Raw genomic sequence first — 24,245 nt, 5'->3', positions numbered from 1 at the left:
ACAAAATGGCGAGCAACTATCGTTTGAACGCGAGTGATACCAGTTGGGCCATAATCGATAATGCAACTGATGCACCGGCACGACTGGATGGCATACCACTCGTAACAATGGAGGCTGCGGAAGCCCGGCACATGCTTCGTATACTTGATGGCATTGATCAGATCCGGACCACCTCGAAGTGGTGGGCGAATCTCGCCCAAAAGCGGGCGAAGATGATGACCTCGTCGGGCGCTGTGCAGGCGGTGGAATTCAAGCCGCTGCGGCCGTTTGCCTCGAGCAATTGGACTTGAGACAATGAAATCACATCGCTACGCATAAATGCGCTTGGCCATACTCCCCAGCCTCTGGATGTGGCCATTAACGTCCTATTGCTCCGGCAATCCACATTTGCTTTCACCGAATTTTTTTTCGTAATCTCCACAAAGTGCCCGATAACGCCATTGGAGGATGGCAGCGGGGAATCGGGACAAGGAGGATTATCAATTTAGGTTAATCGCCGTTCATTCCTGATTGGTTCAGCCGGTGCGGCCGCCGGTCTCGCCCTTGGTGCCGGAAGCGCCATTCCCGCTTTTGCCGAAGACGCACGGCTCCGCGCCATGTGGTGGGGGTAAAGATTGTTCCCTCGTGATCCCACGGCGCAGCCCATCGAATCGCCCTGCTTCACATCTTATTCGATCTCATAAACGGCCGCATAATCCTGCTCGTTGCGCAGCCGCTTGTATGACGCATGCCAGAGCTTGCCGTCGTGGGTCCAGGCTCGATATTCAATCTCGGCAACAAGCTCCGGCCGGACGAAGACTGCGTTTCGCTTCCTGCCGGTATCGACCGCGGGCTTGCCAATGATCAGCTTGTCCATTTGCTCGCGGATCTCGGCGGCGGATCGTTTCGTTAAAGCCGGTCCCCACTCCCCCGAAATAGACGAGCTCGTTTCCCTGGCGCGCGGCGAGCAGCAATCGGCCGATGCCTCCGAACGATCCCGTTGACTTCTCGTATCCGACGATTGCGAAGCCGTCGCTCTGCATGCATTTGATCTTCAGCCAGTCACCGAGCCGGCCGGAGCGATAGGGTGCGTCCCGCCGCTTGGCGATGATCCCTTCCAACCCGTGTTCGCAAGCGTTGCCAGCAGCTGATCGCCATCGGCCACGATCTCCTCCGAGAGCCGGATATTGCCCTGCTCGCCGGCGGGCACCAGATCCTCAAGCAGATGCCGGCGCACGTCGAGTTCGGAATTTCTGAGATCATGGCCGTCGAAATAGAGCAGATCGAAGGCCATGAAGATGGCGTCGCTTGAGCTCTTCTTGCCGCCCCGCCCGCCGAGCGATTGTTGCAGCAGGCCAAAATCCGACCGGCCTTTCTCAAACCACAGCCTCCCCGTCGAGGATTGCAGAACCGACGGGAAGCCACAATGCCGCCTGTTTGATTGCCGGGAAGCGATCCGTCCAGTCGTGGCCGCCGCGCGTCAAGATGCGAATGCCCGTCGGCTCGATGTGCACTGCCAGGCGATAGCCATCCCATTTCACTTCGAAGGCCCATTGCGGCCCTTTGGGCGGCTTCGGCTTCAGGAGAGCAAGGCATGGATCGATGCGATCCGGCATGGGGTCGAGGGGAAGGTTCGGCTGTGCGGGATTTCGTGGCTTGCGAGGCCGGGATCGAACCGGCTTGTCAGCATACTGCAGGAGCGGCTTTGGTTTCGGCGGCTTTGTCATGCCGCCATCCCATCAGCAATGCCTTAAAAAGCAATTGCCCAATTCGTGTTATTGACTCCGCCTAAGTCGAGAACATCTAGCGACACGCTCGACGGTCGGAGGCTACCCGGTGCCAGATCAGTATCAACCAAAATACAAATGGCGCGAGACCTGGCCGGGAGAAGGACACCAAGACTTCAGCGGGTTCGACGGCGAGCAGTCCTTCGGCCGCATCCAGCTAGACCAAACGAGCCACGGCGAGATGGGGATGTGGAAGTGGAACGCCACTCACGTCCCTTGGGTGCGAGAGCATATCGTGCCTCACAGCGGATGGGAGACAACATCCCGGGAGGCATGCCGGAGGGTCGAGGAGCACTACGAAAAATTGTTGGAATTGCATGGTCGGCCAAAAGGCCGATAAAAATCGTCGGGGCGGGAACAAATGGCAGGTGTTGATCGTAGGAGCGTAGGCCGTGCGGAGATTTGTTATAACTCCAGCCACCGACACTTCGCCGTGCGGCCGGTCGTAAACCTCAACCTTAGCCCCGCTCTAAAGCGGGGCTTTTTTGAACGGTAGAATTGCATGGTCGGCGAAAACATGGTCGATAAGGGACCGCACGGAGCCCGAGGCGATGTAGGAGGCCGCCCAACGCACAGGAGACATTATGCTTGGGGTTAGCAAGTAATCGCTGAGGGGCCTACCGAATAATACTCAGCATAACTGTAATTTGAAGTTACTTTTTCCTTCAGCGCGCAACCGCACATATTATGCTTAATTTCAGCGAAGAGCTGGGGAATCGAAGTATTATTAATTGCTAAAATACCCCGATCATGCAATGTAGTTGTAGCAACGCCACGATGCGTTTCTGCCTAGAAACCACACCCCTACCTAAGCCCCGTTCTTTCGGGGATTTTCTTTCTCTGGGCAGTTAAGCCCTGGAGGATCGGTACAAAAGCGTATCGGGAACCGGGCGTGCCCCTTGGTTGTTAGACTGGAAGGAACGCAATGGTGTGTTCCTCTAAGGCCACCGAACTTGCCCCGCCTCGGCGGGGCATTTTTTGATCAACGAGATCAAACTCGTTTACCGAGCCATGGCTCCTCCGCGCTGATGTAACCCCCTTTAGGCATAAGGGTTCTCCCCCCGTGCGGCCTGGCATTCGCAAGAGCATCAGGCGGTCGGGCGTCCCAATGAGCTGCACCGCCGGGACAGCCGTCGGTTCTTCCCGTGCATTTAAACAAAAATCACCACAACCGTATGATTTGAACAGCGCCCCGGGAATAAACCTCAGCCACGCCAGGTCGGGGGTGATCCGCTCTCTAACTCTTGTACGGAACCGCACCGGAACATTTCCGGCAATTTATTGTTAGGCCACAGGATCGCACAGGTGGCCCCAATCCCGGGGCCGGCCGCCATCCCTTCCTTCAGCCTGTGCGATCCGCCCTTTCCCAAACTGCCCCGTTTCGACGGAGCTTCTTTTTGATCCGCCGAGCAAATCGCGAGCAATCAGTTAATCTTCAACCAATGCCGAAGCGCCGCCACTGCCCCATCGCTGGCATAGGCAATGATGCCGCCAATGGTCAGGCCCGCGAACGCGATCAGCCCCTGGAATGCCATAGCCGAGGGTCTTCATTTTTTTCCACTCCTCAAGAGTGGGGGCGACAGCCTCGTGGTTCTTCTCGACGGTGTCCTTTAGGGTTTTGATTTCCTCGCGGATCTGCCCATCGACGTTGCTGCTGACTTTACAGTCATGTCGAGCAGATGGATCTGCTTTGCCTGCTCGTCGAGCCGCCTATGGTCACCGCCCTCCTTTCGGTTGGTCTGCCTGTCATGAGCCCCTGCCCTCTGATCGGCGGGATGGTTGGTGATGAAGATGGATCGCGACACCTTCGCGGCGCTACCCAGTATCCCGATCTCGTTCAGCGGGACGTTCTTGCCGTTCTCCATCAGAATAACGCGATGATGTTGGATGCCGTAGTCCCGGTCAGCGCCACGATGGCAGCGTGAACCGGCAGGATCGTCCCGGCCGGCACGCTCTTGAAGATGACAGGATCCATGTCCCGACGCGGCGCAATGGCTACGTCACCCGCCGTACCGATGTAGAGGGCGCGCGCACCGACCATGGCCGTATCGTTCGGCGTCACCACTGCGGCCCGCGAGGCCGGAGCAATCGAAGGGTCCATCATTTTTGTCCTTCTAAAATTCAGATGCGCAGCAACAAACAGTGCATTTGGTCGTTCAGTGCGGATGGGGCTAACCTGGGGAGGACAAGATGAGACTTGTGCCGTTCCACTACGCGGGCACTAACGATCCGATTATCTTCATCAATCCGGAGCATGTGGTCGCCATCAGGGCGTTCACCAGCAGCACCCACATTTACGTCAGTGTGCTGGGGAAAGATGCCTCGCCGAGCTATTATCCCGTCAGGGAGTCGATCGATGACGTCGTTAAGCAGCTAACCAGCTAGCATGTCGAACGGCCGGAACTTCTATACTGCGGCTATGTTGTAGTCGCATGAGCAACACAGATCAAAAAGCCACGCACGGCATGATCAAATTCGTGCTGACTATCTTCGTTGTCGCGATGATCATAGCGGTGGCGTACATGGCTTTCTTTACGCCGGGGCAAGTCGAGCCAGGACCGCCGAGATCACCAACCGAAAGTGAGGGCGGCCAATAACCGCAACGAACGATGGCTTTAGGTATTGGTATAGGCGTCGGTCTAGGTGTGGTTCTCGGAACAACTTTATTCGGCACTAGTCGGATCGGCCTTGCGATGGGAATAGCTGTTGGTGCGGCGTGCGGGTGGGCAGCTTTCAGGCAGATGAGATAGCGGGGCACCTTCTCCGCCGACCGTTTACCATCCATCAACACACCGTGTATCAGCGGTTGATATCGATTCGACTTCTAGTCGAGCGCGTGCTTCACTGAAGGTGTAACTGGGTGGGGAACTCAACCGATGAAAACGTTAAAAATCGCTCTCGCGGCGACCGCAATCACTTTGTCTTCAGTCAGCGCTTTTGCGCACGGCGGCGGCCTCGATAAGAACGGGTGCCATACCAACCACAAGACAGGCGACTATCACTGCCATTGATGTGGCAAGCGTCCAGCGCCTGAATTTGCCGGCAGTCTGAATCCGACCCGCGATTCGGAACTGCCGTGATACCTTACATCTTCACCCTGCCGCCATGCCGACCCCGTCCTGATCGACCAGGTGGATACTCGATTTGGACACCACCGCAGGGGCCGTTTGGTCCGATGTAGCAGCTCCCTTGGGCGGTGCCCGACAGCCAAGTGAAACCGTGCCAGGTCGAACGCGGCCCATCTGAGACGGTCTGCAGTCGTCTACGATGGACCGATGCTGCCGTGAAAGCCGGGTACAAGTCTTTCGACGGTGCTTAACCGCAACCCTCATGGGCTGCGCCGGCGTGGTCCAGAAAGGGCTTTCCCATGTGGAAACGCACCTCTGTGACTGTGAAGGTCAACGTGAACGTAGCAGCCTGCCTGTTCGGTATAGCAGCTATCCTTCACGTTTTCTGGTAACCGGAGGGTGCCCAGCAATGGGCACCCTTTGCAATTCGCCCGTTCCGGGCAGCTAAGTTCAGCAGGGGGCGGACATGGACATTAACGACGAACAGCTCGCCGCTGTTGCACGGTGGGCCGAACGGAATCCACTCGTAGAAGCCGTCCACCTCTTCGATAGTCGAGTGAGGCACCGCACGGGAGGACAGTGATCTTGATCTAGCCGTCGATCTTGGGTTTTCCGAAAGCGTCCTACAAACGCTGATAATTAATAAGTCGGGATGGGAGGAAGAACTGCGAGAAGCCAGGGGCCTGATGGTCAACCTCTACCTGTATCATCCCGAATGGCATCACCTTGCCGCATAGTTCCTCGATATCCGCCGGCAGATAGTTATGTGTCACCCTGCATAAGTTGCAGGTCACGACGAGAACCTGTCCCTGATCGGCCGCGGCTTTTACCGTCCAGAGCCGTAAGCGTTTGAAGGGATGGATTTCAGGCGTTGTCAGCGACGGGCGTCAACTTCCAACCGGTCGCTGGCGGCCGCTTGCCAGCCTTTGCCATCCGGTAGTCAAGTTCGATGGCGGCGTCCCTCGCCGCGTCTTTGCTGTTCGTCGCCCACACGGAGACGACCAGCCGGCCCGCAAGAAAAGTAAATTTACTTTTGCCTGGCTTCGCTCCTGCGACGTGACCGGCGCGGAAGCAACGTCTTGCAAATGCCAAGTCGTTGATCTGCCGGACCTCCAACGGAAGCGCCGACCACCACATGTCGAAAGCCGTTTTCGTTGTTGCGGGTTTCTTGACTTTGTCCAACATGATGTCGCACCAACAATGATAGTGTTCTTTATTTGTTCTAATCCCAACTGGAGTCAACACCTGTGTGATCGAGTGGCCCGTGGAAACCAAGCAAGGTGGGGCAAGGGGAAGAAACGTTCAATCGCGAGCAAACTTCCCGGCGTCAACTCGGGGCGTCCTCAGTCAGGGCCTTCCGTTTCGCCGGGAATGAGACAGTTCGGCGGGCGAGGCTGTGTCCTCCGACGCGGTCCGCGCATCTCGTTCATATCGGATACGCTCAGATCAGAGTGAATGCGGGTATTCGTCAAGAAGGTTGAAGCGCGAGCCTTCAACCGCCAACCGCGTGACTGAAGCGGCGTCCGGCGGGAACGTCCCACCTCCCCGAACCGGCGGGCGTCAAGGCGCCGATCCGGGTTCATTTAACCGTCGATACGCGCGCTTTTGCTTGTCGACAGGAACTCTCTCTGGCGCGGCGGGTTTTCTCTAACCACGGCAAGGAGAGCGAGATGGACAAGGACACGAAAGCCCAGCAGGCGATCGAGGAGACCGGCGAGAAACCAGTCGACGGTCAGGATCAACCGGCTGCGGGTCCTCATGACAAGGAGCACTTGCAAGACGAGAGCAAGACGCCCGGCGCCGGAGCGTTGCCCGACAAGTGCGACGAGAGCGTGTCACCAGGAAGCGGTTAAAAAAAGGGGCGCTCGACCCGATGGGGAGCGCCCTGACCATCCCGGCGACGTTTGCGGCGGAGGCCAGAGATTGGTTGAGGAGAACTTCGTCCGAGTCGGAGTGGTCGAGCAAGCGCGTCATGAACGGAGCCGGAACGACGGGTTCATTCATCTTTCTATGCACACAGGATATCCACAGCCCGCCCACAGCCTAACCGCCCGGACCGTCTCGCTTTTCACCCGATCAAACGAACTTTGGGTGCGGCCGTACTGCAACTCTTCATACGAGTTTCATCACCCCGATACAGTGATGTGCTGTTGAGGCGTATCGTGACGAACTCCTTGAGCGCCAGGCGACGGGACGCTCGGAGTCGGGAAGCGGCCGGCGGACCTCGAAGGTCGCTTCCCGAAAGGCCTGGGAAAGATACGTCACTCAGGACCTGTGGACGCTTCCTCGCCAGGTCTCAGGGAAACGGACTTTCGTCGCTCGCGGGATTTCGCTGTTCTTCTGGCATCCCGCAGTTCGTCTAGCGTCGGCTGCCACCAGCCACGGATCTTCTCATATTCTCCCGGTGGATCTCGTAGCGGCCAGGTGTGCACCAGTTCCTCGAGCGTGGCGGCGCGCCATTCGGCCCAGACGTGTTCATCGCTCGCATCGGGGTGGTGTTCAATGACTTCTTCCGGATCGACGATCTCGCCCGTCACTTCGGTGATGACAACGATTCCGAATGCCGAGGTCGCGACGGGCCTGCTGATGGGAGGAAGGTCGTCCCTCGACACCGGCAACCGACGCTTCTTTCGCTCCTGAGTGCGACGCCGTGCCTTCGCCTCCTCTTCGGTGCCCTTACGCGCTTCGGCACGCTTGCGCCGCTCCTCGGGCTCTGCCCTCCTGGCCGCCTCTTCGATCGCCTCCCACCGGTGCTGAAGATCGTCGTACGATGCGAACGGAATTTCCCAAACCTTGTCGTCGCCGTTCCAGCGAGCGAAAGGTATCTGACGGAGCTCGTCAACGACCGTCCGGGAGAACGGCGTCTTGATTCGGAAGCCGCGGTCGTAGACCTGCAGGTATGAACTGAGGATCGGTTCGAACTGATAGGCGTCGCGCCCCCTTTCTTCTTCGAAGGGCGAGTGCCGAGCATCTTCCGAGGCCAGCCAGCGATCGATGCGGCGGCGCGCCGTCTTGCCGGGCACCGTCCATGCCTGGAGTGTGTCGCTCCACCGCGCGTTCGGGAAGACTTCCCGGAACCTGGCGACGGTCATCCGGTCGAACGCGAAGGCCACCGTTTCCTGTAACGGTTCGTCTGCTCCAGATTGCTGGCGTTGCTCGTCGGTCATCAAAGGAAAACGGTCAAGTTGGCATGCGGTTCGCTCAAGGAAGGTTCTTCTTCAAGAAAGACAGGGCTTTCTGTGCGCCAGCGCTGGAGATCGTGTGTCCCGTTCCGCGCTCGACGTCCAGCTCGACCTTGAAGCCGGCCGTTCCCAGCTGCGCGGCGGCGAGCCTCGAAGCGATAGGCGGTATGATCGTATCGTTCTCTCCATGAACGAGCAGGATCGGCGTGCTCTTGCCTGAGGGCGAAATCGGCTGCGGCGGAAGGAGACCTGAGAACGCGACGAGCGCGCCGGCATGCCAGCGGCCGGAGGCAACCGCGTCGAGCGCGACGATGGCACCTTGCGAGACGCCGACGAAGGCAACCCTGTCATGAGCCTCGGCAAAACCTTCCCTGCGGACGACGTCGCTTATGAGAACGTCGAAGGCCTCGCGCGCGGTTCGGATACGTGCTGCATCGAGAGGGTTTCCCTCGGTCGAAAACCACTGGTGCCCATATCGATGATGCATCGGGGCGTCTGGAGCGACGAAGCGGGTGTTCGGAAGCTTTGGTCGCCATGATGACGCTAATGGCATGAGCTGAGCGCCAGACGCCCCGATGCCGTGCAAGAATATGACGAGGTGATCGTGAGAGGCCATGGTTTTCCGTGGATTGCTGAAATGGACCGAGGGGGCTCACCCGAAGAAGGGGAGCCGCCCTCTCACCCGACGCGCGAGCATCGACGCGGACGCCGGCGGACATCTGCGGAGCTTCGCGATTATGGGGTGGCCCGACATAGATGGGTGCCGATCGCGCCCTTCGCAAGCGCCCGCTCAAGGGCGGTACGCTACCAGACACTTCGCTCAAGGTGTTGAAGCGGCTTGGCAATCCACCCATATATGGGAAAACCCTCAAGGAACATTCCAATGGTAAGCAGGATCAGACGCACTCTGACCGTGCAGGAACGCGCGGAAGCATTCGAGCGAACAAACAAGGCCGCGGCCGAAGCCGCTGAAGAGGAACGCAGACGACGCGAGGAGAAGAACGAACGCCTCCGACAGCTACGTGTCGCCTCTGAAAACTGAAGACCATTTACAACGGAAACGACGAGACATGGAGCAGATCTCCACTCCCAAGACCGCGGCATCTCATCGCCGCGAGGCGCGGCTCGCCAAAGGCTACAGTCTGGAAGACCTTGCTGTAGCAACTGGCCTCACTCTGGCGGAACTCGCGGCTGCGGAGGAACCTGGCGCGGAGGTTCCTCAAAACCACCTCGCACGTATTGACCACGCTCTCGCGTGAGACGCGCTCGGTTGTGTCGGGCCGCGACGCCGGACCCGCGTATCGCAAAAATGCCTAATCACGAAACCAAGCATTACCTCGAAATGGAGCGGTTTCAGCCACTCCTCGCTTGCAAATAGCCGATCGCAGAAATGGGAACGCCGCCGCCTATCAGAGCGACTTGGCGAATTCTTCTGAAGCTTCCAGGCTTGCCGACGTCCTCGAGCTTGTCGAGCACCGGGAGCCGAATTGCGTCTAATTCGTAAAGTTCGCCATGGTCTCGCATGCCTCGCCGGCTTTGTCCAACATCGTCGTTCCGTAGAAAATGCCCGCGATCAGCATTGGGTAAAGACTCGAACTTGGTTTCGAACTTGAGCACGCAGTGGAAGCTTTCCTAGACGCGCTTGCCGCGATCATGCAGTCGCGCATGGTGTGCCAAAGCGTCGATCTGGCCTTCTTCGAAGACGACCGTTCGACAGCGTCGGGAGTTGACAACAGCAACGGCGGATCGCTTCCGACCCGTTCCTATGAGGCGAGCTCATGGACGAGGCCTCCCTCCGCCGGTCCGTATGCGGGTCCCGCAAATTCTTCGAGCGCTGCCCTGTCGCGGACTGTCACCAAACTCCGGTTGGAGTATATCAAGCGCTTTCCCTCCAGTACATGCAGCGCGTCCGTGACGCCCGAGCGACCCGACGCTATCATGACAGCCAGAAACTCATGCGTGACGTCGATGTGGTTGCCATCGACACGGTCGTCGATCATCAAGATCCACCGAGCGAGTCGCGCATCGACGTGGTGCACTGCATTTGACAGCGCCGTATATGCGGTCGGCGTGAAGAGACGCGCGGTGAAGGACTCGAGCGTCTCTCTGGATGACCGGCTTTCTTCAACCAAGCGCCGGAGAGCATCCACCCGAAACCTGCATCATGAACTCGAAGGGCTGCCGGCTGGCGTCGGCCATCGTTGCCAAGGGGGTGACGCCCTCACGGCCGATAAGGCCGACTTCCGCTCGTTCGCCGACAGGGGATACCGCCACCATTGAGGCGACGCCGGCCTCCGGGAAGTAGTGATAGGCGATCGCGCTGTCCTTGTGACCGATCTGAAAGTCCCGAGGTAGATCGATCGGCTGGAGGTGGAACCAGCGCCCAGGCATCGACGGAAAGAGAAGCGAGAAGATCATTCGAATTTCGGACTGAAGGATGACGATGCCCCCCAAGGATGTGGCAAGAGCAGAGCGTCTCCCAGTCGTGCGCGCCGGTAAAGTTACACACGATACCCGGACTATCCTGCTTCCGCGACCACAAGGACGTTCCGATCCTCTTCGTCCGGCGCCGTACGGAAACCCTTCTCGTCTCTCCGACGTTCCCATGGAATGTCAACGGGAGGTTCCCATGCTATCAAGACTCTCCGTTATCGGCGCTATCGCAGGGCTGCTGTTCCTATTCGCGGGACTCGTCCATTCTGGAACATATGTAGCGGCAACCGCTATCGGCATGGCGGCGCTCCTCGCTCTGGCCTGCGTCCTCATCCGACTGAAGCAATATCGACCCGATATTCTCGGAGCCGGTCGGAAGCTGCCATGACTGAACCCGCTTCTGGCCGCGTCGGTCCCGCCTCGCCTTCCTATTTCTGCCTGGTGTCCGCCCTCACTCCTGGCGTTTGCCCTGCCGGCCTCTGGACGGCCTTGAAGCGAGCAGCATGGTGCGCTCCCAGGGTGCGGTCGGAACGAACCGCGGACGTGGAGGTTAAGCGGTGCATCAGCAACCGCGTCAAGCAGGGAGAATCCGATGAACCGCCGTAACATGCTGAAGATCGCAGCCGTCGCACGTTCGCGAAGTGGGGCAGGAGACGATTGCCGACATCCTGAAGTCCATGGAGATGGGCGGCAAGGCCGAAGGTACATTGAAGCCACCGTCGAACGAGGATGTCGAGAAGATTCTCGACGCCGAAGGCGTCTCTCGACGAGTTGAAGAACGCTTCCGGCCGGGAGTTCGACGCCGCTACCTTACCGCGCAGCTCGACGGACACAAGAAGCTGCTGACGATCCAGGAGGACTACTTGAGTTCCCGGCCTTTCGGTATCTAGCTTTCGGCGACGGCGGCAGCGAGCGCCCTTTGCGACTGTGCCTGTCCGAACGGTTTGGCGAGCCTCGGCAGCGTCGATTCCTCATCGCTTGGAAGATCGCCGTAGCCTGTCGCCAGGATCACCGGAATTCCGGGGTAGCGGTCGATGATTATACGGGCGAGATCGGATCCCGAGGGTCGCGGAGACCGATTAGTGGCGCAAATGCAGGCGCTTGTCTCCGGAGCATCGATCCACTACATGTGTCTCCAAGCACAAAGACTTCGACGAGGTACTCGAGCTAGGTCCGTTGCCGGACGTCGTCATCACGGATCACGCGATGCCTCATACGACGTCAATCCCAGCAATTGCGAACGCCAGGCGCGTCAGGCAGACGCGTTGTTGCGCTGCGCCTTTTCGTCCGCGACGTCCTCGACGCATTCCGCCTTTTCGGCAAGCGTCCTGCTCATCTCGCGCAAGGACTCCTCGTCGAGCCTTTCGATGCCTACAAACTTGTTTTGAGCCTGCGACGTCAGGATCAGTTCGTCCAGCTTGGCCTGTAGAGCTTTGCCGTCTCTGTTCTGCGAATTCTGAAGGACGAACACCATCAGGAAGGTAATGATCGTCGTCGAGGTGTTGATGACGAGCTGCCAGGTCTCGGAATAGCCGAAGAAAGGGCCTGAGACCGCCCAGGCAAGGACGAGCGCGACCGCCAGCACGAAGGTGCCAGGCTTGCCGGAGAGATCTGCGATGGCAGTGGCGAATTTTGAAAAGAACTTCGACATGGTATCTCCTGTGCTCCCTGCTCAGGAAAACGTGGTCAAGCGTAAAGGAGTTCCGCACCAGGGACTTAGGTCCGGGAAAGAGGTCTCATCTAGCGGACCTGAAACAAAAAAGCAGCCGTCTCCATGATTTCTAACTGGACGGAGAACCGCTCTCCCAGCAGTTTCTTGGATGCGTCGTGAGTCTCGTCGGCGCCGCTGCAGACGGCGTTTTCAGCAGGATGACTTGGTAGCCCGGGTCGATGGCTCCGTAGATCGCGGCGCTTACGCAGACGTCGGTTTCACCGCCGGTCACAACCAGCGTTCGGACGTGCTCGCTTTGAAGCTGGCCGTCCAGCCTTCCGTCCACCCAGGGCGAGTATGCCGATTTGTCGAAGACGCGCGCGGGCGGAACGAGACTGCGCAATTCGGGCAGGAGGTCGACAAGCTCCGAGTGCAGGTGCTCGCCCGTCATCATCCACCACACCGCGTGAAGATCGTCCTCTCCGCTTAGCGCGTGGAGAGTTCGACGTCCAAGTTCTAACGCAAGCTGCTCGGTCATCGCGACCTGAGCGGCCTTGGTGGCGCTGTAGGCTGTCGCACCGGGATTGGTGAACGTCCTGACACCATTGATGGACGACACAACGACGATGGCCTTGAGGAGAGGAACAGTCTTGTTGAGCGCCAGGTACGTGCCGCGCAGGTTGACCCGGATAGTGGTATCCCACTCGTCAGGCGTCAGATCGTCGACAGGCGCCCACACGCCTTTAATGCCGGCGTTGGCCACGACCGCATCCAGCCGGCCAAACCGCGTAGCGATATCCTCGGCTGCGCGGCCCATGTCAGCTTCGGACGAGACGTCGCCACCTATGCAAAGCACGCGTTCACCGTCCACGAGAGTTGTCGCTATCGACTTCAAGGCTTCGAGGTCTTGGTCGAACAGAGCGAGGTCATGTCCGTGCGACGCGAGGAGCCGTGCAGTTGCCAGCCCTATACCTGAACCCGCGCCAGTTATGATGAAGTGGACGGGAACCCGCTCGGCATCTGTGCATTTCAACGTTTTCGAACAGGAGACATAGAATGCAGATCTTAGACACTCGCGTAGGCAATGTTCACGAAGGCACGATCACCGTTGAATTCACCGGGGAAGGTAATGAAGCGGTCTCCGTTCGCATGGCCACCGACGGCAGCGTCGACGGCGACGGTGCCGTGCGTCGGGCGAAGGCCTTGATGGTTCAGATCGCGACGTTCGGCGACGACGATGCTTCTGAGACCGATGAACCGCCCGCCATGACCGGACCTGAGGATGACGTCCTTGTCACTTCTCCCTCGGCGGCCAGCGACGCACCGGTGATGAACATGCCGCGGAACTGATTCATTGAGCTGTCCTGTCGCTTTCGCAACAGCTTTCCGCTTGGCCGCGGGCGTCACCACTTCTTTCCCAAAAGGTCTTTCAAGGCAGCATTGTCGAGCATCGCATCCGCCAGAAGCCGCTTCAGCTTCGTGTTCTCGTCCTCAAGCGTCTTCAGCCGCTTGGCCTCGGACACCTCCATGCCGCCCTACTTGGCCTTCCATTTATAGATGCTGGCATCGCTGACGCCATGCTTGCGGCAAAGCTCCGAGACCGGCGTGCCTGCCTCGTGCTCCTTCAATATGCCGATGATCTGTTTGTCTGTGAAACGATTGCGCTTCATCCTCTGGTCCTCTCAAGGGCCAGAGCTTACTTCAAAATGGATTATTTCAACGGGGCAATAGGTCACGTCTCCAGGATGAACTCAGCAAACTCATCGCTATTCAGCTCAGCCCAACGTCGGCATTCCAGAGCGGAGCCCACTAAAACTGGGAGGAACCACCAGCACATCACTCTCGATCTCATTCACAATTCGAGATGACACGCTGCCCAGGAGGAAATTCATCACGTCTGCGCGGCCATGGGTCCCAACAATGACAAGGTCGAGGTCCCCCTGGTCTACCACTGGGCGCAGGGCGTCCACCACGTCACCATCTCTCACAGTGATATCGAACCTGTTCGGCGCGGCCGCGCCAGCGGCCTCGACGGCGAACCGCGCGCATTCATCGATCGCGAACTGTTCAACTTGGCGTAGGTAAGCCGCCTTATCCTCCGCCCACATCCGGTAAGGCGGATCGATTACGTGAAAAAGACCATGCTGGCCATTGGGGAACCAATTCAGGGCAACCTGCAAAGCGGTGCTAGAGGACGCCGTTAGGTCGGTGGCCACCAACATTCGTGACCTCGTGTCCAGGAGCTTCTTCTTCACCACGAGCACCGGAACAATTGATGACCGCGCCAGAGTCATGACGGTGCTGCCCATCGGCAGCACGCCCAGTATCATGCTTCTTGCCAGGCCGGTGACGATCAGATCAGCCCGCTCTCTCGTGGCCAGTGCCTGAACCACTGTTGCCGGTCTTCCGCTTTTGACGAGAACGGACGAACGAAGACCCTCGATCCCTGCCAGATCCTCGCGCAGGCGCTTGGCTTTTCGGCGCGCAGCGATCTGATGAGCATGGCGGACCGAGGCGTTGGCAGCTATGCCGGCATCGTCGATTGCGTGAACAGCTGTGAGACTGGCACTCCATTCGATGGCAAGCTGCACCGCGCGATCCTGCGCGCGATCACATCGCGCCGTGAAGTCGGTGGCGAAAACAATATGACTTGGTATCTGGTTGACGACTGCATCGCCCGACACATCCAGTGAAGGATTGAACATGTTTCTATTCCCATGATCTGAGACGCGTCGGTCGCTTGATGCGGTCCGGCACGTCGGCGGCAGGCTTTGCCGACCGCATGGCTACGTTCTTCGCGACCGCAGATCGCTGAATGTTCCAGCACAGTTGCGGTTTCGCAAACTCGTCGCGTACAAAAGCAGGAGCTATATAGATTGAACCCAAGACGCGGGAGCGACAGAACCCGGTCCGGGTCTAGTGCTCCGCGATAGAGCAGATCCGGATGCAAGAGCAGGAGTATATCTCTCGGGTCTTCATAACTCCATCTTCGCCCGCGAGCATCAACGAGTCAAGTCGAGGGCACTGGGACGCATAAGCGAAACGGCGGGAACCCCGGTGATCCCTATGACGGCGGCGATGCTGCGCGACCAGAAGATGACGCTACCCGACGTCGGCAGCGAAGGCTTGTTTCCGAGCCCCTCCCCCGCGACGCTTGCGGCGAGAGCTACACTGTCGTGCAGGTGCCCGGTACAGTTTCATCGGCGGCTCGAATTAACTCGTATAATTTTATTGGAAATCCTACCGCAACCATAACTTGTCCCATCTTCTTGTGGTGTATGTTTTGTTCCCTGCCGTCGCGAGATCTCGGCTCGGCGTCAATCCTGGTTTGGTAACGGCTTCCCCTCGTAGCGCACGCGAAAATTCCTTCTGTGAAAATCCTGCTCGAAGCAGACGAAGATGAGCTCCAGGTCATTGGCGCTGTCGCGCTTCCCAAGGAGGCTTAGCGTGACAACGATAACGCCGCTGTATCCGCGCGTCAGGCGGAAAGCCGCGTTGCGGATGTCAGTCCCTACCGGATCCTTCCGGTCTTCGCGGCGCTGATAGATGACCCAGAAGCGGGCAGCATCCCAAGTCTGCCGTAGGATTTGACTGACCTCTGCCTTGAACTCTTCGGCATGCATTGCCGGACCCCAAGACAATGCCGTCTCGCCCGCATCGCTCGCGACATTGAGGTAACCGTCATATTGGTAAACGCCTGACAGTGACCGCTCGATCATCTCGAATGCGGTGTTTTCGCTGATTGTTGTTTTGAAGAGAATTGCCATGAAATCGCTGCCTGCCACTGCCGATATGTCGATGAGAAGGCGAGATTACTGGGTGTCGCTTGGGTCAGCAACGAAGACTTGGTCATCACGATAATCGTAACGAACGGCTGACGCGTAGAGATCGTTGTAAGGCCGTGCTCATTAACGTTCGCGCCATATCAAAGCGACCGTCTTCTTCAGACCTTCCAACATCGTGAACAACCACCGAGCGCCGCAGTTCCCCCAGTCATGCCAGATGCCCGCCAGCAGCCTGCTCGCAGAGGCCTGCTTGGCTGGCTGTTTGGCAAGTGATACGCATGGCTCAGACCACCAAACGCCGCCATTGGGTGCCGCAAAGCGTTCGCCGACCTGTGCCTCGGCGCTCTCCCCGTTGGCCTTGCCGGCAGCGATTAGGCTCGGAATGTCGGCTCGCGCGGCGTCAGGGGATTCAATGTCATGATTGCCCGGCAGCTTCCAGAATGAGCTCGGTGATCTCATTCGGATGTGAAATGAGCGACAGATGGCTGGATTCAAGTTCGATGGCTTTAGCGCCCATGCGTCTGGCCATGAAACGCTGCAGGTCTGGATTTATCGTTCCATCTTTGTGTCGAAACGGCGTAGAAGCTTGGCTTGGAACGCCAAGCAGCGTTTGAGGTTTTGCCGGTGAGCAACGCCTTTTGGAATGCTTGTTGAACGGCATAGAGAACCCTCGCCCTGGCCTCGGGAAGTTCGCCCCCGAAATCGCGCAGGAACGCTTCCTCCGTCAGCCGTCCTTCGTCGCCGTCGAAGACAATGCCCGCGGTTGCGGGTGGTGTCGGGTAGGTTTTTGCCAAAGCTGCATAGTCCTCACCTGCATCCGGTGCTCGGGCAGCGACATAAACCAGTGAAGAGACGTTCGGATGTACGCCTGCTTCGGTGAGGATCATTCCCGAAAAGGAGTGGCCGACAAAGACGGTCGGACCGTCCTGCCGGTCGAGAATGCGCCGGGCGGCCGCCACGGCATCGGGCAGCGTAGTGAGCGGGTTCTGGACCGCCGTGCAGTTTAGGCCCCTCGCTTGCAGCAGGGCGATAACCTCGGTCCAGCACGATCCGTCGGCGAAAAGTCCATGTACGAGAACGACATTGCGCGCCTTTGGAGGCGTGGTGGCGGCCAGGCCGGCATGTGTCGCAACAAGTGACGTGGCAGCACCGACGAGCAAAGTTTTCGAAAATGTGCGTCTGTTCATCATCCACCGGCCGGCGCTCTGCATCGTGGTGCAGGGCGCGAAATGGACGACGTTCGGCGAACGAAGGCTCCATTATCGCACCAGCCAGGCCATGGTCGTCAGCGTCGAGATGCCGGGTGCAAGCCAGGTGGTGCACGGCGCACCGGATGCGCCCTATCTCAGCGCCGTCATTGAACTCGACCAGGCGATCCTACGCGAAGTTTATGAAAGCATGGAGGCACCGCCCACTCCGGCCTCCGACGAGCATGCCGCCGCCTTCGTTATGGAACTCAACGAGGCGATCCTCGGCTGCGCCGCGCGCGCCGTCAGCCTGCTTGGCGAGCCGCAGGCAATCCCGCTGCTCTATCCCGGCGTCAAGCGCGAACTCTGCTACCGCCTGCTGGCCGGGCCACATGGCGGTGTCTTCGCCCGCATGGTCGTCGGCGCGGAGCGAAACCGGCGTCTGAAGTACCTCCAGACCGGAGGAATCGCTCATGCGAGCGAGCGTGCGAAAATTAGCTGCATCCACGATAAAGTCGGTCATCTCAACGCCTCGGATGAAATAATAATTTTATGTATTCCTGAATATAGGCGCGACAAATACACAGGATCTCTTCCCTTGTACGCATCGTTTATGAAATTTCGCAGATTTATGTAATCATCAGGCACAATTATGCTAGCTGCTCTTTCTTCGTCACTTAAGCTGTAATCTTTCGGCGCCTTAGAAAGCTGCAGGGCTGCGATTCTGTAATTTTCAATCAATTTCGGTGCGTTTTGTTTTATGTATGAAAACGCTTCATTGATTTCATTTGGTGTGGGAAGTACAATCTTCGAGTTGCGCATATTTCCGCTCAAATTCGAAGAAGCAATTATATTGTTGCAGTTACTTCGCGATCAGATCACAGCCATATGATTTCAGCACGACATCCTAAGCTAGGCATCAGGACTGAATGCTACTCCGCTCGCCATTAGGCGCAACAGCCACACTATATCGACATGCCTGTCTAACGCCAAAAGGATCGGAGATACTGACGCCCTACGGGCGTCAGTTCAAAGTATTCGCGTGTTGCTCGCCGTGGGCCGACGCTTGGGGGATTTTGGAGAGTTTCGCAAGAACCTCAGGATCAACGAGGTGCGCGACCATCGGGTGGATCTTGATGTTGTCTTGCTTCGCAACCTGGTGGAAATTCGTTAGCACCATCGTTGCCAGTTCGCGCGTTGGCGCGATCACGTCGAGCAGCCAAACGGTGTCACCACTCTTCCAGTCTTCCGGCTTCAGCCGGACCGGGAACCCACCCGCTTTATTGCGGTGATCGTAACGAACGGCTGAAAACGCGTAGAGATCATTGTCCGGCCGTTCTCATTGAAGGTCTCTTGACCCCTTTGGAGAACAAGTTCGAGCCGTCTCAAAGCGACCGCGTCTTCTTCAAACCTCGCAACATTGTGAACCATTAGTAACTTGAAACACGACAAGCAAACCTCATTATCCGACCGATGAATCTGAAGCACTCCATCTCGGCGATCAGTATCGTGGCTTTGGCGGCATGCTCGCATATCGAGCCGCTTGAGACGCCCCTCGCCCAGTCAGCAATCCCGCACCAGTCGCCTTTGACCGATCAAGCGGTGATCGCAGATACGGTGGGTCACAGTGCCGTAGGAGCAACTGCGCTTGCTTGGGCCAACCCATCGACGGGCAGCGCGGGTGTTATCGAGCAGATCGATGCCAGTAACGATGGGCCTGACGGATGTCGCGGTTTTGTCACCAGTCGGCAATCTCTCGACGGCATCACGCGCTTCAACGGCGTGGCCTGCCCATCTGGCGATAGTTGGAAACTGGGACGGCAATAGGACTAGCGCTCGACGTCCGGTCTCGAATCAAGGAGACCTTCGCCGTGCTCTCTTCGGACAACGATCAGACGCACGAACCCCATGTCCATCGCAACGGCCGGCCCCACGACCGGTCGCAGCGAAGCGGCCCATGCAACGGCGCGACAGCGCGAGCACCGAAAAGCTAAGACACCGGAACGAGTCGTAGCAAGGACTCGTCGAGCGGCTAGCAGCTCAAAAGCTGTACGGCTGGAAGAAGTTACGGCCGGATCATGCAGTCGGAATTCGTCGAGTCCGGTCCGATCTGATCTGGCCTGTCAATGGACTGAGTTCGAAGATGGCGCGTTTACGCGCGTGGCGGCCAGCCCGACGTAAGTGCCGATCAGAACGGTCGCCATCTCCTCTAGCGAGCGACAGCCCTCGTTGTAGAGTTCGATGGCGGCATCACACAAAAACGAGGAGGCTTGATCGTCCCACTCCACCTCGTAGTACCGATACCATTCACGGACCGCCTTCGACATCAGCAGGTGGTCGTTCTCTATGCACTTGGACATGCTTTACCCCAGACATGGAGGCGGCAGGCTTGCGTGGCTATGACTGCTTCTCGTTACGAGACACCGGCGTCGCCATTATCCCGGATTAGGAAAGCCAGGAACACCCACGGGACCTGCCTCCTCCGTGGACGGAGCAACTTCGTTCGGGCCGCCTAACGGCGGTCAATTTCGGCCTCGACCTTCCTCCTTGAGTTTCCAGCGCTCTTCACGGCCTTCTTGACGGCATCTTTCGAGACGCCCTCCTTCTTTGCTTCGTACTTGACCTCGTGATCCTGGCCGCCGGCCACGCGGGCTCGATCCTGCGCGCGGCCTCGGGATGTCGGTGTCTGTGCCATCGGGTTTCTCCTTCGAATGAACGTCCGCAGTAGAAACTCATAACGATTCCGGTGGTTCCCGGGAGATAGTGGATGATGCCGCGCTTGAAGCGGCCGCGGAATTCCCTAAGCTCCCCGGCATGGCGCTGGAGGAATCAGGTTGCTGTGGCTCTCGAACTAAACAATCTCCACCGCTTTCCACTACTGCCGGGCGCAATTCGACCAGCGGAGACGGCGGAATCAATTTGGGAGAGAATTTCCGTAAACTATTGAAAAATGATTCGTTTTGAGTCGGAACGAATCACCCTGACACGTCTTTGAGTCGCGTATCAGTGATTCGGAGTATTTGTCATGCCGTCAGGACAGCGTGCGCAGTGGAAAGGCTTTCTGAAGTTCGGGGAGGTAAGCTGCGGCGTCGCTCTCTATACGGCAGCCTCGACCAGCGAGCGCATCACCTTCAACACCATCAACAAGGCCACGGGCAACCGCGTCAACCGCATCTTCATAGACAGCGAGACCGAGGATCCGGTGCCGAAGGAAGCCCAGACCAAGGGCTTCGAGATCGAGAACGGCCAGTACCTCATCATCGATCCCGAGGAAATTTCCGCCGCGATCCCTGAGAGCAACAAGACGCTCGAGGTCGAGGCGTTCATCCCGTGCTCCGACGTCGACGACGTCTACTTCGACAAGCCGTACTACCTCACGCCCGACAAGATGGGCGGAGACGCGTTCGCTGCTCTGCGAGATGCGATGAAGAAGTCGATGGTCGCGGCCATCGCCCGCACCGTCCTGTTCCGTCGAATGCGTACGGTGCTGATACGGCCGCATGGCAAGGGCCTGATCGCCAGCACGCTCAACTACGACTACGAGGTTCGTTCCTCCGAAAAGGCTTTCGAGGAGATGCCCAAGCTGAAGATCGAGGGCGAAATGCTCGATCTGGCCAAGCACATCATCAGCACCAAGAAGGGCGAGTTCGACCCGGCGACCTTCGACGACCGCTACGAAGCCGCCCTCGCGGATCTGGTGAAGGCGAAGCTGGAAGGCAAGTCGCTTCCGAAGCCGAAGAAGGTGCAGGTCTCGAAGCCAAACGATCTTCTGGCCGCGCTCCGCGAGAGTGCTGGGATGATGAAGGCCGCTGACGATAAACCGAAACGCACTGCGGCCAATGCCAATCAAGGCACTGGCAGGCAGCGCGCCGCGCGCGGAGTGGCTTCGAAAGCCGCCTCTTCCGGGGCCGCTCCGCGGCGCAAGGCCAGCTAGGGGGATAGGTCATGGCTCCGAAATATTACTGGAAAGGCTATCTCAAACTTTCCCTCGTCACCTGCCCCGTGGCCATGACCCCGGCCACCAGCGAAAGCGAGAAGGTTCGCTTCCATACACTCAACAAGGAGACGGGCAACCGGGTCGTCTCCCGGTATATCGATTCCGTCACGGGCAAGCCCGTCAAGGACGAGAACGAAGCCAAGGGCTACGCTCGCGGGGAGAACGACTACGTAATCCTCACGGAGGACGATCTGGATGCCGTCGCGCTCGACACGGTGAAGACGATCGACATCGACAAGTTCGTCCCGGCCGACAGCATCGAGTGGATCTATCTTGAGAAGCCGCATTACCTGATGCCGGACGACGCCGTCGGCAACGAGGCATTCGCGGTGATCAGGGATGCCATGAAGGCCGACAAGGTTTTCGGCGTGTCGAAGCTCGTGATGGGCCGCCGAGAGCGGGCGGTCGTCCTGGAACCGCGCGGCGAAGGCATCGTGCTCTGGACTTTGCGTTTCGGCGACGAGGTTCGGCCGGAAGAGAACTATTTCGAAGACATCGACGAGCAGGCCGATCCGGATCTCATTCCCCTTGTGCAGCAGCTTATTAAGCAAAAGACCGCGCGTTGGTCTCCGGACATGGTCAGCGATCCCATTCAGGAAAGCCTGCTCAAGCTCATTGATGAGAAAAAGAAGGCGCTGAAGCCGAAAAAGGCGGCGAAGGGTAAGGCGGCCGAAGCCGCTCCGAAGTCCAATGTGGTCAGCATCATGGACGCGCTCCGCAAGAGCGTCGAGGCAGATCTCAAAGGTAGGAAGTCAGGGTAGTACCATGCACTTGCTGGAAACGAAGATTGTTCACGAGACAACCGGATGGCGGGTAGACTTTCTCGGCGACGACGGGGAATTGGTGTCGATCAAGGTCGCGGACGGTCATGCTGCAAGCGAAGACGAGGCCATCGAGCGTGCGAAAGAGGTCATGGTGCAGTTGACGGCATATGGCACGCGTGGCGGCGGCCGGAGCATCAACTCGTACGATGCCGCCAGCAATGGAAACTTTGACGACGACGAGCCGTTGCTGGATACGTGGCACTGAGCCGCCCTGAGGAAACCCCAGCCTCTCAAACAAAAAAGGGCCGTGGCGAAACCGCACCGACCTTCCTCAGCGCCTTCTTACCAGTGCCAATACATCCGTGGTCAAAAGCATTTCAGCAGCCTTGCGAGCAAAGAAATTCAGTGCTCATGGATCCTGAACAAGGAACCAATCTGACCCCACGGCGTGGTCAGTCTTGGGCAGCGGGCCGGCCATTCGAAGGTTCGTCGACCTCGTCGCCGGGGTCGTCAGTGGGATCCGGGTCGCGGTCGTACACAGCGCTCAGAGAGTCGAGTTCCCGGCGAGTTCTGGTCCCACGCCCTCAATCGCACCAAAGAACGTCCCGATCAGCCTTACGCCTCCGAGTCCCGAACGTGGTGCTAATGTCACAGCACCCACACGCTCGACAACCTCACCTTCCCCGTCGCTATCGGAAACCCAGCTCCCAACCCTGCGGCGTGACGTCTTGCATCTTCGCAACCAATCCCCTCGAAGCGACCGGGCGCGCTATGATAAGTCGATCGGTTTAGGCAGGCTTGCTGTTGCGCGGCGATTGAAGGCTTTCACTGCGATCGAAGGGTACTAGATCAAGGAGTCGATCTATCTGGCAGCAGATGACGCAGGGGCATGATCAGCGAGGCAGTTGCGCCAGAACCGCCTGACTCCCATTACTCGCCTGATCCCCCGTCCCTGCAAGCCGTTCCGCTTTGGGCGGACCCGTGGGCTCCCTCGCCTCACCTGGCCGGCCGAGCCAGTGACCTTGCGATATCGACGATGTCATCGCGCGAGGCGGTTGGGTCGTCCTTGCTCCAGGCGACACCGAGCCCGATCCTGAAATCGATGCCCCTGACCGCCTTCAGCTCGAAGGCCCGGTTCGGCAGGCCCTCGGTCCATTCCGGCGCAAAGCCGATGCCAAGCCCGGCCGAGACCAGCGACACCAGTGAATAGGTGTCGTCGCAGCTGTAAGCGATGTTGCGGGTCAGATCGTATTCCTCGAACTTCTCGTTGAAGTACCGCTCGGTGTAGGAGAGGTTCTTGCGATTGAAGGCGATGATCCTTTCCGAGCGCAGGTCGTCGATGCCAATCTCCGTCCGCTCCGCCAGTGGGTTCGTCCTCGCCACCGCCAGCATATAGCGCTCATGGGCGATCGAGGAGAAGCGCAACGAGCCGATGTTTTCCACCGGTCGGATGAAGCCGAGATTGATCTGGCCGTTTTCCAGGCCGCGGATGATGTCGCCGGTATTGCCGCTTGAGATATGGATGCGGATATCCGGGTACTTGCGGGCGATCTTTGCCAGAAACGCCGGCAGCACGCCGGTGGTGGCGGGATAGACGGTGCCGATCCTGATCTGCCTTATCGTCTTGCCGGCCACCGCCCTGGTGATCTCGGCGGACAGATCGACCTCGCTCAGGATCCCGACGCAGCGCTCGTGGAAGATCTCCCCTGCCCGCGTCAGTTCCACCCGCCTGGTCGAGCGGATGAACAGCGCGCAGCCGAGTTCCCGCTCCAGCGCCTGCACATGGTTGGAGAGCGCCGGCTGGGCGATGCGCACCTTGGCGGCTGCCCGGCCGAAATGCAGTTCCTCGGCCACCGCGACGAAGTAGGAGAGCTGCCGTAGTTCCATGAACGAGCTCCGCCGCACGCCGCATTTGTTGCAACGATGCTTCGTAAAAGGTAAGTTACGCCAGAATAGCAGTCTGAAGTTTTGTTTTCAATACCCAACTTTCTAAAAACGAAAGTTTTATGCTGAAGCACTCGCAATGTCGCGCTGCAAGAGCGCTTTTGGATTGGACCCAAGGGGACCTGGCTGAGCGAACATCGATAAGCGCGGTTTCGATACGCGCCTTTGAAAAAGGTGGAGATATGCGTGAAAGCAATCTTCGCCTTCTGACGCTCACCTTCGAAGCCGCAGGAATCATCTTTCAGGCTGATGGCGAAGTCACCGGAGGAGGAATCGGGGTGCGGCTTCGTTCTTCTATTGATGACGCTTGATTGAGCCGAGTAAACCTCGTTTATTCGCAACTTAGCTTCCGGAAATCAATTTCAAAGGTCATAGGTTCGAATCCTGTCGGGTGCACCATCTACGTCCATATCTATGAACCGCTGGCATAGCTTGGTTTTCAATGACTTCCGCGTCCATTTTCGCGAT

General features: G+C 58.4%; 30 protein-coding genes and 7 pseudogenes. 16 read left to right on the top strand and 21 right to left on the bottom strand.

All coding sequences use genetic code 11. The annotated features are described in order from the left end of the window. The first annotated feature begins 5 nt into the window (after positions 1 to 5). Both ACM5SV_RS06305 and ACM5SV_RS06300 read left to right on the top strand, forming a co-directional pair. Positions 6 to 290, top strand: a complete 285-nt coding sequence (locus ACM5SV_RS06305) for a hypothetical protein (RefSeq protein WP_012763461.1) — start codon at positions 6 to 8, stop codon at positions 288 to 290. Between the two features lie 198 nt (positions 291 to 488). Next, positions 489 to 608: pseudogene (locus ACM5SV_RS06300) on the top strand (twin-arginine translocation signal domain-containing protein); the annotation flags it as partial. 59 nt (positions 609 to 667) lie between these two features. Here ACM5SV_RS06300 and ligD read toward each other — a convergent pair. After that, a pseudogene (ligD, locus tag ACM5SV_RS06295) lies at positions 668 to 1,706 on the bottom strand (non-homologous end-joining DNA ligase). A 109-nt stretch (positions 1,707 to 1,815) separates the two neighbouring features. Here ligD and ACM5SV_RS06290 point away from each other — a divergent pair. Further along, on the top strand, positions 1,816 to 2,106 hold the full coding sequence (locus tag ACM5SV_RS06290; protein ID WP_003553088.1) for a hypothetical protein: 291 nt from the start codon (positions 1,816 to 1,818) through the stop codon (positions 2,104 to 2,106). A 1,084-nt stretch (positions 2,107 to 3,190) separates the two neighbouring features. On the opposite strand, the pseudogene ACM5SV_RS06285 reads toward ACM5SV_RS06290, so the two are convergent. Both ACM5SV_RS06285 and ACM5SV_RS06280 read right to left on the bottom strand, forming a co-directional pair. Beyond that, positions 3,191 to 3,589, bottom strand: a pseudogene (locus ACM5SV_RS06285) (DUF1515 domain-containing protein). Positions 3,590 to 3,630: 41 nt separating this feature from the next. Beyond that, complete coding sequence (locus ACM5SV_RS06280; RefSeq protein ID WP_017996650.1) at positions 3,631 to 3,867, bottom strand: spike base protein, RCAP_Rcc01079 family; 237 nt, start codon at positions 3,865 to 3,867, stop codon at positions 3,631 to 3,633. Between the two features lie 89 nt (positions 3,868 to 3,956). Here ACM5SV_RS06280 and ACM5SV_RS06275 point away from each other — a divergent pair, with 89 nt between their 5' ends. Both ACM5SV_RS06275 and ACM5SV_RS06270 read left to right on the top strand, forming a co-directional pair. Then, the gene (locus tag ACM5SV_RS06275; RefSeq protein WP_003553092.1) at positions 3,957 to 4,151 is read left to right on the top strand and encodes a hypothetical protein; all 195 of its coding nucleotides are present in this window, start codon (positions 3,957 to 3,959) and stop codon (positions 4,149 to 4,151) included. A 491-nt stretch (positions 4,152 to 4,642) separates the two neighbouring features. After that, positions 4,643 to 4,777, top strand: coding sequence for a YHYH domain-containing protein (locus ACM5SV_RS06270; protein ID WP_128407353.1), 135 nt, complete (start codon positions 4,643 to 4,645; stop codon positions 4,775 to 4,777). A 921-nt stretch (positions 4,778 to 5,698) separates the two neighbouring features. On the opposite strand, the gene ACM5SV_RS06265 is transcribed toward ACM5SV_RS06270, so the two are convergent. Next, positions 5,699 to 6,019: a hypothetical protein gene (locus ACM5SV_RS06265; RefSeq protein ID WP_419425161.1), complete on the bottom strand. Its 321-nt coding sequence runs from the start codon at positions 6,017 to 6,019 to the stop codon at positions 5,699 to 5,701. A 485-nt stretch (positions 6,020 to 6,504) separates the two neighbouring features. Between ACM5SV_RS06265 and ACM5SV_RS06260 the strand changes: the two genes are divergently transcribed. Continuing rightward, positions 6,505 to 6,687: a hypothetical protein gene (locus tag ACM5SV_RS06260; RefSeq protein ID WP_012763465.1), complete on the top strand. Its 183-nt coding sequence runs from the start codon at positions 6,505 to 6,507 to the stop codon at positions 6,685 to 6,687. A 408-nt stretch (positions 6,688 to 7,095) separates the two neighbouring features. On the opposite strand, the gene ACM5SV_RS06255 is transcribed toward ACM5SV_RS06260, so the two are convergent. After that, on the bottom strand, positions 7,096 to 8,001 hold the full coding sequence (locus ACM5SV_RS06255; RefSeq protein ID WP_419425160.1) for a hypothetical protein: 906 nt from the start codon (positions 7,999 to 8,001) through the stop codon (positions 7,096 to 7,098). A gap of 34 nt (positions 8,002 to 8,035) precedes the next feature. Beyond that, positions 8,036 to 8,632: an alpha/beta hydrolase gene (locus tag ACM5SV_RS06250; RefSeq protein WP_419425159.1), complete on the bottom strand. Its 597-nt coding sequence runs from the start codon at positions 8,630 to 8,632 to the stop codon at positions 8,036 to 8,038. A 454-nt stretch (positions 8,633 to 9,086) separates the two neighbouring features. On the opposite strand from ACM5SV_RS06250, the gene ACM5SV_RS06245 reads away from it, so the two are divergent. Further along, positions 9,087 to 9,275: a helix-turn-helix domain-containing protein gene (locus ACM5SV_RS06245; protein WP_128449983.1), complete on the top strand. Its 189-nt coding sequence runs from the start codon at positions 9,087 to 9,089 to the stop codon at positions 9,273 to 9,275. A gap of 94 nt (positions 9,276 to 9,369) precedes the next feature. Here ACM5SV_RS06245 and ACM5SV_RS06240 read toward each other — a convergent pair whose 3' ends face one another. The 3 genes from ACM5SV_RS06240 to ACM5SV_RS06230 form a co-directional block, all read right to left on the bottom strand. Continuing rightward, positions 9,370 to 9,633, bottom strand: a complete 264-nt coding sequence (locus ACM5SV_RS06240; RefSeq protein ID WP_419425158.1) for a hypothetical protein — start codon at positions 9,631 to 9,633, stop codon at positions 9,370 to 9,372. A 146-nt stretch (positions 9,634 to 9,779) separates the two neighbouring features. Beyond that, positions 9,780 to 10,055: a helix-turn-helix domain-containing protein gene (locus ACM5SV_RS06235; protein ID WP_281024004.1), complete on the bottom strand. Its 276-nt coding sequence runs from the start codon at positions 10,053 to 10,055 to the stop codon at positions 9,780 to 9,782. 85 nt (positions 10,056 to 10,140) lie between these two features. After that, positions 10,141 to 10,434, bottom strand: coding sequence for a hypothetical protein (locus ACM5SV_RS06230; protein WP_128439045.1), 294 nt, complete (start codon positions 10,432 to 10,434; stop codon positions 10,141 to 10,143). A gap of 656 nt (positions 10,435 to 11,090) precedes the next feature. On the opposite strand from ACM5SV_RS06230, the gene ACM5SV_RS06225 reads away from it, so the two are divergent. Beyond that, positions 11,091 to 11,339 (top strand): hypothetical protein, encoded by a 249-nt coding sequence (locus tag ACM5SV_RS06225; RefSeq protein WP_419425157.1) that lies wholly within the window; start codon positions 11,091 to 11,093, stop codon positions 11,337 to 11,339. Here ACM5SV_RS06225 and ACM5SV_RS06220 read toward each other — a convergent pair. The 4 genes and pseudogenes from ACM5SV_RS06220 to ACM5SV_RS06205 all read right to left on the bottom strand — a co-directional run. Beyond that, entirely contained in the window at positions 11,336 to 11,461 is a 126-nt protein-coding gene (locus ACM5SV_RS06220; RefSeq protein WP_260696086.1) for a hypothetical protein, read from the bottom strand. The two genes, ACM5SV_RS06225 and ACM5SV_RS06220, sit on opposite strands and share 4 nt — an antisense overlap. 240 nt (positions 11,462 to 11,701) lie before the next feature. Continuing rightward, positions 11,702 to 12,100, bottom strand: a complete 399-nt coding sequence (locus ACM5SV_RS06215; protein WP_017996659.1) for a low affinity iron permease family protein — start codon at positions 12,098 to 12,100, stop codon at positions 11,702 to 11,704. Between the two features lie 89 nt (positions 12,101 to 12,189). Beyond that, positions 12,190 to 12,575: pseudogene (locus ACM5SV_RS06210) on the bottom strand (cysteine hydrolase family protein); the annotation flags it as partial. 39 nt (positions 12,576 to 12,614) lie between these two features. After that, positions 12,615 to 13,133: pseudogene (locus tag ACM5SV_RS06205) on the bottom strand (SDR family NAD(P)-dependent oxidoreductase); the annotation flags it as partial. A gap of 23 nt (positions 13,134 to 13,156) precedes the next feature. On the opposite strand from ACM5SV_RS06205, the gene ACM5SV_RS06200 reads away from it, so the two are divergent. After that, the gene (locus tag ACM5SV_RS06200) at positions 13,157 to 13,450 is read left to right on the top strand and encodes a hypothetical protein (RefSeq protein ID WP_012763472.1); all 294 of its coding nucleotides are present in this window, start codon (positions 13,157 to 13,159) and stop codon (positions 13,448 to 13,450) included. 24 nt (positions 13,451 to 13,474) lie between these two features. Here ACM5SV_RS06200 and ACM5SV_RS06195 read toward each other — a convergent pair. From ACM5SV_RS06195 to ACM5SV_RS06180, 4 genes and pseudogenes are all read right to left on the bottom strand, one after another. Continuing rightward, positions 13,475 to 13,770 (bottom strand): annotated as a pseudogene (locus ACM5SV_RS06195) (transposase); the annotation flags it as partial. A gap of 105 nt (positions 13,771 to 13,875) precedes the next feature. Then, a complete protein-coding gene (locus tag ACM5SV_RS06190; RefSeq protein WP_419425156.1) occupies positions 13,876 to 14,805 on the bottom strand; it encodes a universal stress protein in 930 nt (309 codons plus the stop codon). A 612-nt stretch (positions 14,806 to 15,417) separates the two neighbouring features. Then, positions 15,418 to 15,867 carry a hypothetical protein gene (locus ACM5SV_RS06185; protein ID WP_419425155.1) on the bottom strand — a complete coding sequence of 150 codons (450 nt, stop codon included), beginning with the start codon at positions 15,865 to 15,867 and terminating at the stop codon, positions 15,418 to 15,420. Between the two features lie 433 nt (positions 15,868 to 16,300). Then, positions 16,301 to 17,075: pseudogene (locus ACM5SV_RS06180) on the bottom strand (alpha/beta fold hydrolase). Between the two features lie 22 nt (positions 17,076 to 17,097). On the opposite strand from ACM5SV_RS06180, the gene ACM5SV_RS06175 reads away from it, so the two are divergent. Continuing rightward, positions 17,098 to 17,709 carry an AraC family transcriptional regulator gene (locus ACM5SV_RS06175; protein ID WP_419425154.1) on the top strand — a complete coding sequence of 204 codons (612 nt, stop codon included), beginning with the start codon at positions 17,098 to 17,100 and terminating at the stop codon, positions 17,707 to 17,709. Between the two features lie 387 nt (positions 17,710 to 18,096). On the opposite strand, the gene ACM5SV_RS06170 is transcribed toward ACM5SV_RS06175, so the two are convergent. Then, a complete protein-coding gene (locus ACM5SV_RS06170) occupies positions 18,097 to 18,330 on the bottom strand; it encodes a toxin-activating lysine-acyltransferase (protein ID WP_280114190.1) in 234 nt (77 codons plus the stop codon). Between the two features lie 215 nt (positions 18,331 to 18,545). Here ACM5SV_RS06170 and ACM5SV_RS06165 point away from each other — a divergent pair, with 215 nt between their 5' ends. Continuing rightward, positions 18,546 to 18,899, top strand: coding sequence for an RT0821/Lpp0805 family surface protein (locus ACM5SV_RS06165; protein WP_221990660.1), 354 nt, complete (start codon positions 18,546 to 18,548; stop codon positions 18,897 to 18,899). Positions 18,900 to 19,195: 296 nt separating this feature from the next. Here ACM5SV_RS06165 and ACM5SV_RS06160 read toward each other — a convergent pair whose 3' ends face one another. Continuing rightward, positions 19,196 to 19,432 carry a hypothetical protein gene (locus tag ACM5SV_RS06160; protein WP_012763477.1) on the bottom strand — a complete coding sequence of 79 codons (237 nt, stop codon included), beginning with the start codon at positions 19,430 to 19,432 and terminating at the stop codon, positions 19,196 to 19,198. Between the two features lie 152 nt (positions 19,433 to 19,584). Then, positions 19,585 to 19,767, bottom strand: a complete 183-nt coding sequence (locus tag ACM5SV_RS06155; RefSeq protein ID WP_012763478.1) for a DUF3606 domain-containing protein — start codon at positions 19,765 to 19,767, stop codon at positions 19,585 to 19,587. 68 nt (positions 19,768 to 19,835) lie between these two features. On the opposite strand from ACM5SV_RS06155, the gene ACM5SV_RS06150 reads away from it, so the two are divergent. The 4 genes from ACM5SV_RS06150 to ACM5SV_RS06135 all read left to right on the top strand — a co-directional run bounded on the left by ACM5SV_RS06150 (position 19,836) and on the right by ACM5SV_RS06135 (position 22,098). Continuing rightward, a complete protein-coding gene (locus ACM5SV_RS06150; protein WP_419425153.1) occupies positions 19,836 to 20,036 on the top strand; it encodes a hypothetical protein in 201 nt (66 codons plus the stop codon). A 61-nt stretch (positions 20,037 to 20,097) separates the two neighbouring features. Then, a complete protein-coding gene (locus tag ACM5SV_RS06145) occupies positions 20,098 to 21,006 on the top strand; it encodes a Ku protein (protein WP_012763479.1) in 909 nt (302 codons plus the stop codon). 11 nt (positions 21,007 to 21,017) lie between these two features. Beyond that, on the top strand, positions 21,018 to 21,830 hold the full coding sequence (locus ACM5SV_RS06140; RefSeq protein WP_222005615.1) for a Ku protein: 813 nt from the start codon (positions 21,018 to 21,020) through the stop codon (positions 21,828 to 21,830). 4 nt (positions 21,831 to 21,834) lie between these two features. Beyond that, positions 21,835 to 22,098: a hypothetical protein gene (locus ACM5SV_RS06135; protein WP_003553714.1), complete on the top strand. Its 264-nt coding sequence runs from the start codon at positions 21,835 to 21,837 to the stop codon at positions 22,096 to 22,098. Positions 22,099 to 22,829: 731 nt separating this feature from the next. Here the strand turns inward: ACM5SV_RS06135 and ACM5SV_RS06130 are convergent. Beyond that, positions 22,830 to 23,720, bottom strand: coding sequence for a LysR family transcriptional regulator (locus ACM5SV_RS06130; protein WP_419425152.1), 891 nt, complete (start codon positions 23,718 to 23,720; stop codon positions 22,830 to 22,832). Positions 23,721 to 23,839: 119 nt separating this feature from the next. Between ACM5SV_RS06130 and ACM5SV_RS06125 the strand changes: the two genes are divergently transcribed. Continuing rightward, the gene (locus ACM5SV_RS06125; RefSeq protein ID WP_003553710.1) at positions 23,840 to 24,088 is read left to right on the top strand and encodes a helix-turn-helix transcriptional regulator; all 249 of its coding nucleotides are present in this window, start codon (positions 23,840 to 23,842) and stop codon (positions 24,086 to 24,088) included. Positions 24,089 to 24,245: the final 157 nt, after the last annotated feature.

The sequence above is a fragment of the Rhizobium sp. CRRU65 genome (assembly GCF_048551595.1).
Lineage (GTDB): Bacteria > Pseudomonadota > Alphaproteobacteria > Rhizobiales > Rhizobiaceae > Rhizobium > Rhizobium leguminosarum_J.
Note: the sequence above shows the minus strand (reverse complement) of the source record. Positions and strands in the feature narration are given on the sequence as shown.